This window comes from Novosphingobium sp. B1 (assembly GCF_900176395.1).
Taxonomy (GTDB): domain Bacteria; phylum Pseudomonadota; class Alphaproteobacteria; order Sphingomonadales; family Sphingomonadaceae; genus Novosphingobium.
This window is the reverse complement of record NZ_FWXL01000003.1, coordinates 326,703-340,875: the sequence shown is the minus strand read 5'-3', so window position 1 is coordinate 340,875 and position 14,173 is coordinate 326,703. Positions and strand designations below refer to the sequence as shown.

Annotated in this window: 16 protein-coding genes; 11 read left to right on the top strand and 5 right to left on the bottom strand. The window is 64.3% G+C overall.

What is annotated here, in order from left to right:
• Positions 1–21 precede the first annotated feature (21 nt).
• From B9A23_RS07485 to B9A23_RS07455, 7 genes are all read left to right on the top strand, one after another.
• The gene (locus B9A23_RS07485) at positions 22–498 is read left to right on the top strand and encodes a YbgC/FadM family acyl-CoA thioesterase (RefSeq protein ID WP_084278224.1); all 477 of its coding nucleotides are present in this window, start codon (positions 22–24) and stop codon (positions 496–498) included.
• Positions 495–1,196: a protein TolQ gene (tolQ, locus tag B9A23_RS07480; RefSeq protein WP_084278223.1), complete on the top strand. Its 702-nt coding sequence runs from the start codon at positions 495–497 to the stop codon at positions 1,194–1,196. The genes B9A23_RS07485 and tolQ overlap by 4 nt, the downstream gene beginning before the upstream one ends.
• Before the next feature lie 3 nt (positions 1,197–1,199).
• Positions 1,200–1,652, top strand: coding sequence for an ExbD/TolR family protein (locus tag B9A23_RS07475; RefSeq protein WP_176217915.1), 453 nt, complete (start codon positions 1,200–1,202; stop codon positions 1,650–1,652).
• 10 nt (positions 1,653–1,662) lie between these two features.
• On the top strand, positions 1,663–2,652 hold the full coding sequence (locus B9A23_RS07470; protein ID WP_084278222.1) for a hypothetical protein: 990 nt from the start codon (positions 1,663–1,665) through the stop codon (positions 2,650–2,652).
• Positions 2,649–4,028 (top strand): Tol-Pal system beta propeller repeat protein TolB, encoded by a 1,380-nt coding sequence (gene tolB / locus B9A23_RS07465; RefSeq protein WP_084278221.1) that lies wholly within the window; start codon positions 2,649–2,651, stop codon positions 4,026–4,028. The genes B9A23_RS07470 and tolB overlap by 4 nt, the downstream gene beginning before the upstream one ends.
• Before the next feature lie 82 nt (positions 4,029–4,110).
• Positions 4,111–4,629, top strand: a complete 519-nt coding sequence (pal, locus tag B9A23_RS07460; RefSeq protein WP_084278220.1) for a peptidoglycan-associated lipoprotein Pal — start codon at positions 4,111–4,113, stop codon at positions 4,627–4,629.
• 114 nt (positions 4,630–4,743) lie between these two features.
• Positions 4,744–5,277, top strand: a complete 534-nt coding sequence (locus B9A23_RS07455) for a J domain-containing protein (protein ID WP_084278219.1) — start codon at positions 4,744–4,746, stop codon at positions 5,275–5,277.
• A gap of 3 nt (positions 5,278–5,280) precedes the next feature.
• Here the strand turns inward: B9A23_RS07455 and B9A23_RS07450 are convergent, their stop codons facing one another.
• Genes B9A23_RS07450 through B9A23_RS07435 form a run of 4 tightly spaced genes read right to left on the bottom strand, consistent with a single transcriptional unit; the run spans position 5,281 to position 8,159 of the window.
• The gene (locus B9A23_RS07450) at positions 5,281–6,468 is read right to left on the bottom strand and encodes a CCA tRNA nucleotidyltransferase (protein ID WP_084278218.1); all 1,188 of its coding nucleotides are present in this window, start codon (positions 6,466–6,468) and stop codon (positions 5,281–5,283) included.
• Complete coding sequence (locus tag B9A23_RS07445) at positions 6,461–7,063, bottom strand: CoA pyrophosphatase (protein ID WP_084278217.1); 603 nt, start codon at positions 7,061–7,063, stop codon at positions 6,461–6,463. Before B9A23_RS07445 ends, B9A23_RS07450 begins: the two co-directional genes overlap by 8 nt.
• Positions 7,060–7,626, bottom strand: a complete 567-nt coding sequence (locus B9A23_RS07440) for a DUF1285 domain-containing protein (RefSeq protein ID WP_084278349.1) — start codon at positions 7,624–7,626, stop codon at positions 7,060–7,062. Before B9A23_RS07440 ends, B9A23_RS07445 begins: the two co-directional genes overlap by 4 nt.
• Positions 7,627–7,649: 23 nt before the next feature.
• The gene (locus B9A23_RS07435) at positions 7,650–8,159 is read right to left on the bottom strand and encodes a GNAT family N-acetyltransferase (protein WP_084278348.1); all 510 of its coding nucleotides are present in this window, start codon (positions 8,157–8,159) and stop codon (positions 7,650–7,652) included.
• A gap of 238 nt (positions 8,160–8,397) precedes the next feature.
• On the opposite strand from B9A23_RS07435, the gene B9A23_RS07430 reads away from it, so the two are divergent.
• Genes B9A23_RS07430 through B9A23_RS07420 form a run of 3 tightly spaced genes read left to right on the top strand, consistent with a single transcriptional unit; the run spans position 8,398 to position 10,965 of the window.
• Complete coding sequence (locus tag B9A23_RS07430) at positions 8,398–9,822, top strand: cytochrome ubiquinol oxidase subunit I (protein WP_084278216.1); 1,425 nt, start codon at positions 8,398–8,400, stop codon at positions 9,820–9,822.
• Positions 9,819–10,817 carry a cytochrome d ubiquinol oxidase subunit II gene (gene cydB / locus B9A23_RS07425; RefSeq protein WP_084278215.1) on the top strand — a complete coding sequence of 333 codons (999 nt, stop codon included), beginning with the start codon at positions 9,819–9,821 and terminating at the stop codon, positions 10,815–10,817. Before B9A23_RS07430 ends, cydB begins: the two co-directional genes overlap by 4 nt.
• Positions 10,804–10,965, top strand: coding sequence for a DUF2474 domain-containing protein (locus tag B9A23_RS07420; RefSeq protein WP_084278214.1), 162 nt, complete (start codon positions 10,804–10,806; stop codon positions 10,963–10,965). Before cydB ends, B9A23_RS07420 begins: the two co-directional genes overlap by 14 nt.
• Here the strand turns inward: B9A23_RS07420 and B9A23_RS07415 are convergent.
• Positions 10,946–12,340: a helix-turn-helix domain-containing protein gene (locus B9A23_RS07415; RefSeq protein ID WP_084278213.1), complete on the bottom strand. Its 1,395-nt coding sequence runs from the start codon at positions 12,338–12,340 to the stop codon at positions 10,946–10,948. The two genes, B9A23_RS07420 and B9A23_RS07415, sit on opposite strands and share 20 nt — an antisense overlap.
• A 146-nt stretch (positions 12,341–12,486) precedes the next feature.
• Here B9A23_RS07415 and B9A23_RS07410 point away from each other — a divergent pair, with 146 nt between their 5' ends.
• On the top strand, positions 12,487–14,082 hold the full coding sequence (locus B9A23_RS07410; protein WP_084278212.1) for an isocitrate lyase: 1,596 nt from the start codon (positions 12,487–12,489) through the stop codon (positions 14,080–14,082).
• Positions 14,083–14,173 lie beyond the last annotated feature (91 nt).

Below are 14,173 nucleotides of genomic sequence, written 5' to 3'. Positions count from 1 at the left end.
CAAGGGTAGGGTCGCCGCCGAATGTCTTTTCCGCCTGCACCCTCCGGCCTGTTCGATGGCCCAAACCACCTCTATCCTGTCCGCGTCTATTTCGAGGACACGGATCTTTCGGGCGTCGTCTATCACGCCAATTACCTGCGCTGGTTCGAACGCGCCCGGTCCGACATGCTGCGCCTGCTCGGCATAGACCAGCGCGCCGCCCATGAAGCGGGCGAGGGCGCCTATGCCGTCAGCGAGATGGACTTGCGATACCTTCGCCCCGCCAGGCTGGATGACGAAGTGCTGGTGTACAGCCACGTCGCAGAACTTTCGCCCGCCACATGCCGGATCGTGCAGCGTGCGTTCAGGAACGAGACGCTTCTGTGCGAGGCGAGGGTGCGCGTCGCCTTCGTCGCGCCCAACGGTCGCCCCCGTCGCCAGCCGCGTGACTGGATGGCCGCTTTCCAGACAATAACCCCCAACCACGATCATCGCCCCGAAGGACAGGAAACCGAATGATTCTCCCGATGCTTGCCAATGGCGTTTCCTTCGCGCCGACCTCGCTCAACCCCGTCCAGCTTTTCCTTGATGCCGACTATGTCGTGCAGGCGGTCATGATCGGCCTGGTGCTTGCCAGCATATGGACGTGGACCATCATCATCGGCTTTTCGCTGAAGATGGGCGGCATCCAGCGCGGGTGCGACAAGTACGAGAGGGAGTTCTGGGAAGCGCGAGACATCGACCAGTTCCAGAAGGACAACAAGGGGCGCGATCTGCCCTCGGCACGTGTGGTCAACGCGGCGCTGATGGAATGGCGCAGGTCCACGTCGGGCAAGGCGATTGATCGCGAAGGCACGCGCCAGCGCCTCAATACTGCGCTCGATGGCGCAGTCGTCGCCGAAGCCGACACGCTTGCCAGCCGTCTGAACTTCCTCGCCACGGTCGGTTCGGTCGCGCCCTTCGTGGGTCTGTTCGGCACGGTGTGGGGCATCATGGACAGCTTCTTCAACATCGGCGCACAGCAGAATTCATCGCTTGCCGTTGTCGCGCCAGGCATTTCCGAGGCCCTGTTCGCCACTGCCATCGGTCTGTTCGCTGCCATCCCGGCGGTGATCGCCTACAACCGCTTCTCGCACCGCGTGAACCGCTTCGAGACACGCCTCTATCGCTTTGCCGATCGTTTCCACGCCACGCTCAGCCGCGAACTGGAGGCCTGAGCCATGGCGATGTCGATGGGCTCGGGCGGCGGAGGCGGCCGCGGTCGCAGGGGGCGTGGCGGTCGCGCGGCGATGAGCGAGATCAACGTCACCCCGCTGGTTGACGTCATGCTCGTGCTGCTGATCATCTTCATGGTCACCGCGCCGATGCTGGCTGCGGGCGTCCCGGTCGACCTGCCGGACAGCAAGGCGGATCCGCTCGATCAGCAGCAGGACCAGATCACCGTCAGCATCGATGCGCAGGGCAACGTGTTCCTCGACGATCAGCAGCTTGCCCCCGGCGAACTTGCTGATCGCCTTGCCGGGCTGCAGCGCGGCACCAAGCCACCGCTCGTAACCTTGCGTGCCGATCGCGTACTCGATTGGGGCCGGGTGGCTGCGGTGATGGGTGAGCTGAACGCCGCCGGGTTCAAGTCGATCTCGCTGGTCACCAACAGTTCATCGGCGCCGCAATAGGCCTGTGGCGATGCGCGATCCCACCGCAGGAGGACTTTCGAGGCAGGAAGGGGCAGGGCTGGCCATTGCGGCTGCGGCCCACGTCGGCCTGCTCGTTGCTCTCTCGCTCTCCCCACCCGGCAAGACGGTCAAGCCGCCGCCGCAGCGGATGGAAGTGACGTTCTCGGACGAGATTGCCGAGCAATCGACCTCGCCCGACCCCATGGCCGAGGCCGCGCCCGACGTTGCGCCCGAACTTGGCGAGCCGGCGCCCGAGCCAATTGCGGAGCCGCAACCCCAGCCAGTCCCGGCACCGCCGCAGCCTCAGCCCAAGCCACAGCCTCAACCGCAGCCGCAACCCAAGCCTGCACCGCCAAAGCCTGCGCTACGGCCGCAACCGCAGCCCAAGCCAGTTCCACCCAGGCCCGCACCACCAAGGCCGACCCCGCCAAAGCCGGTCCCGCCGAAACCCGCACCCGCAAAGCCCGCACCGGCCAAACCTGCGCCAGCCCAACCGGCAGCCAAGCCCGCGCCGAGCAAGCCCGTGACGACCCCGCCCAAATCCGGTTCGGGCGATACTAGCCCGCGCCGCCGGCCTGACACCCCCACGGGCGGGTCGCGCATTGGCTCTGACTTCCTCAAGGGTATTCCCGGCTCGACCAAGCCCGGCACGGCGCAATCGGCGCCTGCCGCCACGATCGGGCCCGAGGTCCGGTCATCGCTGGCCAGCGCGATCTCGCGGCAGATCAAACCGCACTGGGCCGCGCCGCAAGGCGTGGATGCCGACAAGCTTGTGACGATCCTTGCGTGGGATCTCAACCCGGACGGAAGTCTCGCCGGGCGCCCTCGCGTGGTTGATCAGCAGGGCATCACGCCCGCCAACGAAGCGCAGGCCAAGCGCCATGCCGAACAGGCCATCCGCGCCGTTCAGCTTGCCGCCCCCTTCGATCTGCCTGATACCTACTATTCCGGCTGGAAGCGCGTCACTGCCTTCCGCTTTGACAGGAAGTTGTCCCAATGAAGATGCGTTTCCTCGTTCTTGCCGCAGGGCTTGTCTCGGCGCCCGCGCTGGTCGCTGCGCAGCAGACCACGCTGCCTTCGTCGACCGCGGCGCAGGCACCGGCTGATGAGGGGCTAACCGGCTCGGTCTCGGACGAGAACGAGTGGCAGGATCTTGGCATTGCCATCCCGGCATTTCCAACCAACGCCTCGGTGGCGACTGCTGCGGAAGGCGGCAACACCGAAGCGCTTGGCCGCAACGTGGCGCGCGTGGTGTTCAATGACTTGCGCAACAATGGCCTGTTCAAGCCGGTCGGCCCCGACCAGCTTCCCGCAGTCGCCTTTCCGCAAGTCGCCGCGCCGACCTTCGACACCTGGCGTGGGCGCTCGGCCGAGATGCTGGTGCAGGGTTTCGTCAAGGCCAACGACGATGGCAAGCTGACCGTGGGCTGCTACCTTTATGACGTGGCGCTCGGCAGCGAGCTTGCCCGGCAGGGCTATGTCGTAAAGCCGGAGGAATGGCGCCGCGCCGCGCACAAGTGCGCAGACATGGTCTATTCGCGCCTCTCCGGCGAAAGCCCGTTTTTCGACAGCAAGATCGCCTATATCGCAGAAACCGGCCCCAAGGATCGCCGCCGCAAGCAGTTGGCGATCATGGACTCTGACGGCGCCAACCATCGCTTCATCACCAATGGCCAGGCAACCGCGCTCACCCCGCGCTATTCTCCTGACTACAGCCGCATCGTCTATCTCAGCTACCTGAACGGTGCGCCGCGTATCTATGTTTACAACATCGGCACCGGGCAGCAGACGCTGGTTACGCAGAGCGCCAATCCCACCTTTGCCCCGCGCTGGTCACCTGATGGCCGGTGGATCCTCTATTCGATGGCGATTGCCGGCAATACCGACATCTATCGCGTGCCGGCAACTGGCGGCCAATCCACGCGGCTGACCGACAGCCCCGGCATCGATGTCGGTGGGTCCTATTCGCCCGATGGCAGCAAGATCGTCTTCGAAAGTGATCGTTCGGGCAGCCAGCAGCTCTATGTGATGGACGCCGATGGCTCGAACCAGAAGCGCATCAGCTTCTTCGGCGGTCGCGCTGCCACCCCGGAATGGTCGCCGCGCGGCGATCAGATCGCCTTTACCCACATCGGCGGCAACTTCCGCATCGCCGTGACCGACCCCTACGGCAAGGGCATGCGCTTCCTGACCGATTCCTGGCAGGATGAAGCCCCGACATGGTCGCCCAATGGCCGCATCGTGCAATTCTTCCGCACCGAGCGCGGCAGTGGCAAGACCGGTATCTGGCAGGTTGACCTGACCGGCCGCAACGAGCGGAAACTCAACACCCCGGTCGATGGTTCAGACCCTGCATGGGGGCCTGTCCTGCCCTGACGGCGAGGGCGGAAGCCGCCCTTGTCATTTGGCCGCATCACAATCACCATAGGCCGCCATCTCCCACCCCTCCCACAGGAGAATGCCCATGAATCGTCCGATCCTGATTGCCGGCCTTGCCGCCGCAACGCTCAGCCTCGGCGCCTGCGCGTCGAAGCCGAAAACGCTGCCACCCGAACCCGGCACGACCACGACGACGCAGACCACGGCGCAGAACACGCAGCCAGCGGGGCCGGTCCCGGGCAGCCAGGCCGATTTCATCGCGTCCGTAATGTCCGACACGGTCAACTTCGATACCGACCGCTACAACATCGACGCGTCCGACCAAGGCATTCTCCAGAGCCAGGCTTCGTGGCTCGCGCGCTATCCCAACAAGTCGGTGACAATCGAAGGCCACTGCGACGAGCGTGGCACGCGTGACTACAACATTGCGCTGGGCGAACGCCGCGCCAACTCGGCCAAGAATTACCTGGTCAGCCTTGGCGTCAATCCCTCGCGCATCACGGTCGTCAGCTACGGCAAGGAGCGCCCGCTGGCGCTGGGCTCGGACGAGGAATCCTACGCTCGCAATCGTCGTGCGGTCACCGTGACGATAAACTGACGCAGCTCACGTCAGCATCAAGGCCCGGACCAGTGCACTGTCCGGGCCTTTTGCTTTTGGGTTCCAACACCCATCTTGACGGCATGAGCACGATCAGGCTTTGACCTTACCGCGATGGCACGAAACACTCGATCGACTGACTGGGGCTTTCCCCGCTGGCGCGGCTACGGCAGAGCCTTCGAGGCTGCGCCTGTTCGCCTGTGCGATCGTGCCGGGTGCGAACAGAAGGGCGATTGTCCTGCACCCAAATCGCCGAACAATCCCGATCGCTGGTATTTCTGCCAGCAGCACGCCGCCGAATACAACCAGGGCTGGAACTACTTCGAAGGCCTGGACAAGGAAGAGGCCGAACGGCGCGAGGCCGAGGAACGCGGTGAAGCGTCTGGCTTCAAGCAGGCTGCCTGGGCGGAATGGGGCGGCTCGGGCGATGGCACCCGCAGCCGTGACGAGTTGCGCGCGCTCGAAGTGCTGGGCCTCGATCCCGATGCAGATTTCGATGCGGTGAAAAAGGCGTGGCGCGCCAAGGCCAAGGAAGTCCACCCTGACGTTCGCCCCAACGACAAGGCGGCTGCGGAACAGTTCCAGAAGCTTCAGGTTTCGTACGAAGTGTTGCGGGCGGCCGAAGATCGTCGTGAGTGGAAGGGCTGAGTTTCAGCGCCCTGCCAGTTCGGCGTCCAGCAGCTCGCCCACCCGGATTTCATCAGGAAAGCCTTCCTCTATCCACCGCTGCTCTACTGCACGCAGCAGGCGCGCCACTTCCGGCCCCGCCATGATTCCCCTCGCCACGATGGCGCCGCCTTTCAGCGGAAAGACCGGGCACTCCCAACCATCAAGCTCGGCGATCGCCTGGTTCGTCAGCAACAGGCGATCGCGCGCTGCCACGGCGCCCAGCCGATAGGCGAGGGCGCGGGCCTCGCCCGCTACGCCCTCACGCGCCGCAGCCGTCGCAAGCCGCTTGCGCTGAGAGGTCGAGAGCCGCAGCCTTGCGGCGACCTGCTCTGCCATCGCCGGGCTTGCCGGAAGCAGGGCCGCCAGCCTGCGCAGTCCGTCAGGCGCCGTGCCCTCGGCGATTTCGTGCGCGACCAGTGCCGACAGGGCGGCCCGGCCATCAGCGCCGCTTTCGGGCAGCACTTGCTCGAGCACGCCCAACTCGGACATGCGCGCAATTGTCGGTGCCGGATCAGGCAAGCTCAGCAGGTTCATCAATTCCCAGCCGACGCGTTCGCGTGAAAGCCCCTTTAGGCCCGCAGCCAGTTCCTGGATCGCGGCCTCGGCCTCAGCATCGGCAGGCTCGGAGCCGAACCGCGCCTGAAAGCGGAAGTACCGCAGGATGCGCAGGTAATCCTCGCGGATGCGTTCCCGCGCATCGCCGATGAACCTGACGCGTCGCGCGGCTAGATCGGACAGACCGCTGTGATAGTCGAAAACCTCGAGCGTGCGCGGATCGGCGTAAAGCGCGTTGATCGTGAAATCGCGCCGCGCCGCATCGTCCTGCCACCGAGTCGAGAAGGCGACCGTGGCGTGCCGGCCATCGGTGGAGACATCGCGACGCAATGTCGTGATCTCGACCGACCCTTCGGACAGCACAGCTGTCACCGTACCATGGGCAATGCCCGTGGGGATCGACCGGATCCCTGCGGCCTCCAGCCGTGCCATGGTCTCCTCGGGCAGCAGCGTCGTGGCCATGTCGACATCCTTGGGCGACAGGCCAAGGATCGTGTCGCGCACAACCCCGCCGACCCAACGCGAGTTGCCTTCGGCCTGAGAATCGAGCGCGGCGACGAGAGTGGCGAGGTCCTCACGCGAGGTCCAGGGGGCTGATGGTAGTCGGTCAGTCATGCCAGCGGATTCGTTTCGACAGGTTGGATATGATCGCCGCGGTTACGCCCCAGATGCGGTGCTGCTGCCACAGGATCTCGATATAGCGGCCCGTGCGGCCATTCCACTCGGCTGATTGCGAGACATGATTTGCCGGATCGAGCAGATAGCCCAACGGCGGTTCGAACCAGTCGGCGACTTCTGCCGGGTTGGGGTGCAGGTCAAGGTCAGGAGGCACCAGCGCCAGCACGGGCGTGATGTCATAGCCCGTGCCGGTGCGGAAACGGTCGGTCTCGCCGATGACCGTCACGTCTTCGGGCCGGATGCCCAGTTCCTCGTTTGCTTCGCGCAGCGCGGCCTCTACCGGAGTCTCACCGGGATCGAGCTTGCCGCCGGGGAAGGCGGCCTGCCCCGGATGCGCGCGCATGTGCGATGGGCGATGGGTCACGAGCACACCCGGCCCATCGGGATGGCCCACGCGGTCGGTCACCGCGATCAGGACTGCCGCAGGGCGCAGTCCTTGTTCGGGCAAGGGCCGCCAGTCTTCGTAAAGGTCCTGCAGGGGGGCGCGGTGACCTGCGGCGAAAAGCGCGGTCAGCCGATCTCCCAGGGTCATGCGGGGACAAGCACGAACCGTGCTCCCTGGCTTTCCACCGCCAGCTCGGATCCGCCAATGGCCAGCGCATGCTCGATCAACTGGCCATAGGTGCTGCGATTGAGACGTGCTTCGGTGCCATGGCGGACGGAGAGATAAAACGCAGGCACATCGTGCGTCCCTGTCACGCGAAGGGGGTGATCAGGCCCGCAGATCACCAGATCGTCGCTGTTGAGCCGGAATGCCAGTACCGCCCGCCCTTGTGCATCTACGGTTGCCTGCATGTCCGTGGCAATGAACGCTGCGTCCTCGACCTCGATCGACAGCTTCTGGAACGGCGTGACCAGCCAGTGCTGTCCCGAATCGTCGCGGACAAGGAGCGATGAGAAGGCGCGCACCATGGCAGGCCGGCGTATCTCTCCGCCCTGATGATACCAGCGGCCGTCCGCTGCGATGCGCATCTCGCTATCGCCCACATCCTGCGGGGACCACTGGTCGATGGGCGGCAGCTTGCGTGCTGCGACCTGCTCGGCCAGTTGGCCAAGGCTCAGCGCGGCGAGTTCGGGGGGCGGTTCATAAGGCACGCCCCTGCCGATGCCAGATCGGGTCAGCGTCGCCAAGGCCCCAGCATGCCCTCTTGCGGCAGGACGGCTGGATTTGCGGTGCGGCACAGCAGGCGATGCTGTTCAAAGGGCCCGGGCAGGCGCCAGCCCCCGGTTTGGGCGCTGCTGAAGCCGAACAGCCGCTCGTAATACTCGGGATCGCCAATCAGCACCTGCGGCAGCGGTGCGCGCGGATCGATTGCGGTAAGTGCTGCGGTCATAAGCGCCTTGCCGAACCCTTCGCCCTGCAGATGGGGAATGACGGCTACCGGACCGACCATGATCATCGGATGCATCCGGCCATCCGCATCGGTCAGCGCCACCGGCCAGCACTGGATCGTGCCCGCCAGCATGTCATCGTCATCGAGCGCCGCGAACGAAAGGTTGCCGAGCGGTTCCATCCCTTCGCGCACCTTGTAGGCCGTTCGCTGGTGCCGCGTCGGCTCGAACGCTGCATCGAGCAATTGCTCGACCAGCGCGGGATCGACATCGGCAAGCGGAATGATCTTGGACAACGGCAGGGCTTTCATCGCGCCGGTCAAACCGGCAGGAAGCGCGCCGATAGCCCCCCCTGCAACATGCTGCAAGTTTGGAGGAACGTCGCGTTCGCACAGTGGTTGTTTGCGTGCAGAAACTGCAACCGTTGCCTCGGGAATATCACTTTAGATTATGCTTATATATGGCTAGGAAGTGCTTGAGGCGCCAAAAGAAGACGCCCTATCCCGAATTGGGGAGATAAACGTGTTCGCAGGTATGGACGCCCAGGCGGCGGCGCTGGTTCTCGCGCGGATGCAGTTCGCCTTCACGGTGAGCTTCCACTTCATTTTTCCGGCTTTTTCCATCGGTCTTGCCAGCTACCTCGCCGTTCTCGAGGCGCTCTGGCTCAAGACTGGCAAGGAACTCTACCTCGACCTGTTCCGCTACTGGCTGAAGATCTTTTCGGTCGCCTTTGCGATGGGCGTAGTCTCGGGCCTCGTCATGTCCTACCAGTTCGGCACCAACTGGTCGGTGTTTTCCGACAAGGTCGGCGGCGTGATCGGCCCGCTCATGGCCTATGAAGTGCTTACAGCGTTCTTCCTTGAAGCCGGTTTCCTTGGCGTGATGTTGTTCGGCATGAATCGGGTGGGCAGGGGGCTTCACTTTGCCGCCACCCTGATGGTTGCCGTCGGCACCTTCATATCGGCCTTCTGGATCCTCTCCGTGAATTCGTGGATGCAGACCCCGACCGGCTTCGAGATCGGCCCCAATGGCGCGTTCATGCCCGGGCCGAGCTGGGCTGCGATCATCTTCAATCCAAGCTTCCCCTATCGCCTCGTCCACACCGTCATTGCCGCTTATCTGACGACCGCCTTCGTCGTCGGTGCAGTTGGCGCGTGGCACCTGCTCAGGGACCGCGTCAACCTCCACGCCCGCAAGATGTTCTCTATGGCGATGTGGATGGCGGCGCTGGTCGCCCCGGTGCAGATCTTCGTTGGCGACATGCACGGCCTAAACACGCTGGAACACCAGCCTGCCAAGGTCATGGCGATGGAGGGGCACTACCAGTCCCACCCCGATGGCGCGCCGCTCTACCTGTTCGGCATTCCCGACGACAAGGACCAGAAGCTCGATTACGCGATCGCCATCCCCAAGGCTTCGAGCCTGATCCTGAAGCATGATCCGAACGCCCCGCTTGCGGGGCTGGATACCATTGCGCCAGATAAGCGGCCCCCGGTGTGGATCGTGTTCTGGTCATTCCGCATCATGGTTGGCCTTGGCTTCCTGATGCTCGGCCTCGGCCTGTGGAGCCTGCTCGCCCGCACGCGCAAGAAGCTCTATGACTGGCCGCTGCTACACCGCCTCGCCGTGCTGATGGGCCCCTCAGGCTTCATCGCGGTGATCGCCGGTTGGGTGACGACCGAAGTCGGGCGCCAGCCCTACACGGTCTATGGCTTGCTCACCACGGCGGACTCGGTCAGCCCGATCGCGGCACCTGCAGTTGCCACTTCGCTTGCGGCGTTTGTCGTGGTCTACTTTGCGGTCTTCGGCATCGGCACCTGGTATATCGTGCACCTGATGAAGGACCCACCGCACCCGCACGAACCGGCGCTGGAAGAGGAAGAGCGCGCGCCGATCCGCTCGGCCGGCATCACGCCTGCCCAGCATATGGATGCCCAGAGCGATGGAGCCGCGTCATGATCGACCTCACAACGATCTGGGCGCTCATCATCGCCTTCGCCGTGCTGATGTATGTGGTCATGGACGGCTTTGACCTCGGCATCGGCATCCTTTTCCCGTGGTTCCACGAAGGGGCCGAGCGCGATCAGGCCATGAACGCCATCGCGCCGGTGTGGGACGGTAACGAGACCTGGCTCGTGCTCGGCGGGGGAGGGCTGTTCGCGGCCTTTCCGCTTGCCTATGCCATCATCCTGCCCGCCACCTATCCGCTGATAATCGCCATGCTGCTGGGCCTCGTCTTTCGCGGCGTCGCCTTCGAATTCCGATGGCGCGATCCCCGTCATCGCGCATTCTGGGACTGGGCATTCTTTGCCGGCTCGCTCATCGCCGCATTGGCGCAGGGGATCACGCTTGGTGCCCTGCTGCAGGGCATTCACGTGGAGGGCCGCGCCTATGCCGGCGGCTGGCTCGACTGGCTTTCTCCCTATTCCTTGATGACCGGCGCTGGCGTCGTCGCCGGATATGCGTTGCTGGGCGCGTGCTGGCTGGCGATCAAGGTGGAGGGCAGCGCCGAGGACAAGGCATTCCGCTATGCCCGGCTTGCCGCATGGGCCACGCTCGCGCTGATGGCCAGCGTCAGCCTCGCCACGCCTTTCCTGGCGCACCAGTACTTCCAGCGTTGGTTTACCGAACCGATGATCTTCTGGCTGGTGCCGGTGCCGATGCTGACCGCGGGTCTTGCGATCCTGCTGCTTCGTGCCGTCCATGCCCGCCAGCCGGTCCGGCCGTTCCTTTACGCCCTCGGCCTGTTCCTGCTGGGCATGATCGGCCTTGGCGTGTCGATGTGGCCTTGGGTCGTGCCGCAGAGCATCTCCATCTGGGATGCGGCCGCGCCGGAACGCAGTCAGGTCTTCATGCTGATTGGCGTCGGCCTGATCATGCCGCTGATCCTCGTTTACACCGGATGGGCCTACTGGGTGTTCCGCGGCAAGGTCGGCGAACATGGCTATCATTGATCCCCGCCTCGATGGTGCGGACAGGGCCGATGCCAAGCCACTGTGGCAGCGCCTTGGCTGGATGGCGGCAATCTGGCTTGCCAGCGTCCTCACCTTGGGCGTGGTCGCGATGATTATCCGTTTCTGGCTCAACTCTCCGCAAAGCTGAACGGCTCGGCCCCGCGCCGATAGTCGTCAGGCAGAATCTCTCGACCGATCGGCGGCTCGGCCCGCGCCGTGCACTGTGCCCTGTGGCACAGGCGGCAGGTCACGCCGATCGGCGTTGCCTCAACCGCCTTGGGATCAGCGCCGGCCGCATAGACCAGTCGCGGTGCGTGTTCTGCCGCACAGGCCAGCGCAATCGCCCGCGTCCAACGCGGTCGCCCGAAACCGCCGCCGCCCGAAGTCACCGTCCGCGCCAGCGAGAAGAAGCGCTGTCCATCCGGCAGTTCCAGCCACTGCGTCACGATCTCGCCTGGGTTGCGGAAGCATTCATGCACGCTCCACAGCGGACACCCGCCACCATGCGCGGCAAAGGGGAAGCCCGCGCCATCCAGTCGTTTCGAGACGTTGCCCGCCGTATCCACGCGAATGAAGAAGAACGGCACCCGCTCCTGCCCCGGCCGGTTCAGCGTGGTCAGCCGATGCGACACCTGCTCGAAACTCGCCCCGAACTGCCCGGACAGCGCCTCGATGTCATAGCGCCGCGCATCCACTGCCCGCGCAAAGCGGTCATAAGGCATCACCAGCGCCGCCGCCGCGTATCCCGCCAGCGCCCGCCGCACCAGCCGCGCCGCCGTCTCGCTGGCAAAGCTCTCGCCCCGGATCACGCCCGCGATCTCGCTCCGCAGCGCCGTATAGGCAATGTGCTGCATCAGCTGCCACGCCCGCCCCGATGGCGACAGGGTATCGTCGATCAGCAACTGCTCGTTGTGCCGGTCATAACGCCGCACGGCGTCCATCATCACGTCGGGCGGCAGGAATCGCACCCGCACCCCGCGCAGCCGCAGCCACTCCGCCGCGCCGCCCGCCTTGGCGATCTCGTCTGCCAGTTCTTCCGCCTTCGAATCAATGGACGGAAAATAGTTGCGCCTCGCCGCCACGAAGCGCCGCGCTTCGCCCACCGGATCGCTGGCACCCGTCCCTGGCACTGCACTGCGCTGCTCTGCCAGCGCTTGCTGCTCGCGCTGCCAAGCCCCGTAAAGCCGCAGCAGCGCCTCGGTCACCCCCGGGAAGCTCGCCGCAACGTCCGATACTTCCAGCGCGGGCAGGTCGATATCGTTGAAGATCGGATCGCGCAGCGCGTCTGCCATCCTGCGCGCGTAGTCATCCCGCTCATCGCTGGCGAGGTCCGCCATGTCGAGCTTGTAGGCCCGCGCCAGCCGCAACAGCAGGTCTGCCGTCAAAGGTCGCTGGTTGCGCTCGATAAGTGCAATGTAGCTCGGCGAAATGCCCAGCTCGTCGGCCATCGCCTGCTGCGTCAGCCCCAGTTCCCGCCGGATGCGCTTGAGTCTCGGGCCGAGATACAAAGGTCTTGTCGACACTTCACATGATCCTTGTCGTCACTGTACAACTTTACAATCATATCCTGTAAAGTTTGACAACATCACTTCGCGCGCCGTTCCGCACCTGCGATTCGCGCGTTACCCCGGTCTCACACAGACGCACACCACGTGAGGGAACACGGGACATGACCTACCACAGCAAGATCGTCGAAGCAGGCAAGGCCATCGCGCCTTTCGCCCAGACCTGGGATGGCATCGAGCCCGAGAGCGTGGCCCGCATGCGCCTGCAGAACCGTTTCCACACCGGCCTCGATATTGCGCGCTACACCGCCAAGATCATGCGCCGCGACATGGAGGCCTATGACGCTGACCCCGCGAACTACACCCAGTCGCTCGGCTGCTGGCACGGGTTCATCGGCCAGCAGAAGATGATCTCCATCAAGAAGCACTTCGGCACGACCAAGGGCCGCTACCTCTACCTTTCGGGCTGGATGGTTGCCGCACTGCGCAGCGAATTCGGTCCGCTGCCCGACCAGTCGATGCATGAGAAGACCAGCGTCTCGGACCTGATCGAGGAACTCTACACCTTCCTCAAGCAGGCAGACGCCCGCGAGCTCGGCATGCTGTTCCGCGATCTCGATGCGGCCAAGAAGGCTGGCGACGCTGTCAACACGCATCGCCTGCTCCACAAGATCGACGAGTTCGAAACGCACATCGTGCCGATCATCGCCGACATCGACGCGGGCTTCGGCAACGCAGAAGCAACTTATCTGCTCGCCAAGAAATTCATCGAAGCCGGCGCCTGCTGCATCCAGATCGAAAACCAGGTCTCGGACGAAAAGCAGTGCGGCCACCAGGACGGCAAGGTTACCGTTCCGCACGAGGACTTCCTCGCGAAGATCCGCGCGGTCCGCTACGCCTTCATGGAACTTGGTGTTGACGATGGCGTCATCGTTGCCCGCACCGACTCGCTGGGTGCTGGCCTTACCAAGCAGATTGCCTACACCCGTGAGGCAGGCGACCTGGGCGACCAGTACAACAGCTTCCTCGATTGTGATGAAGTCGACCCTGCCAATCTCGGCCACGGCGACGTGCTGATTGCCCGCGATGGCAAGCTGATGCGCCCGAAGCGCCTGCCTTCGAACCTTTACCAGTTCCGCAGCGGAACCGGCGAGGATCGTTGCGTGCTCGATTGCATCACCTCGCTGCAGAACGGCGCGGACCTGCTGTGGATCGAAACCGAAAAGCCGCACATCGGCCAGATCGGCGGGATGGTCAGCCGCATCCGCGAAGTGATCCCCAACGCCAAGCTGGTCTATAACAACAGCCCCTCGTTCAACTGGACGCTGAACTTCCGCCAGCAAGTCTATGATGCGATGGTCGAAGCAGGCAAGGACGTCTCGGCCTACGATCGTTCGAAGCTGATGAGCGTGGACTACGATGGCACCGAGCTTGGCATAGAAGCTGACGAGCGCATCCGCACGTTCCAGCGTGATGCTGCGGCGCAGGCTGGCATCTTCCATCACCTGATCACGCTGCCGACCTACCACACCGCCGCGCTCAGCACCGACAACCTCGCCAAGCGCTACTTCGGCGAAGAAGGCATGCTTGGCTACGTCAAGCAGGTCCAGCGCGAGGAAATCCGCCAGGGCATCGCGTGCGTGAAGCATCAGAACATGTCCGGCTCGGACATTGGCGACGATCACAAGGAATACTTCTCGGGCGAAGCCGCGCTCAAGGCAGGCGGCGTCCACAACACGATGAACCAGTTCGCAGCCTAAGACGTGAAAGACTGAAAGCCTCTCCCCGCAAGGGGAGGGGTCGGGAAGGGGCTTCACCCCTCTCCGAAAAGCAAATCCTCGCGGCAATCAC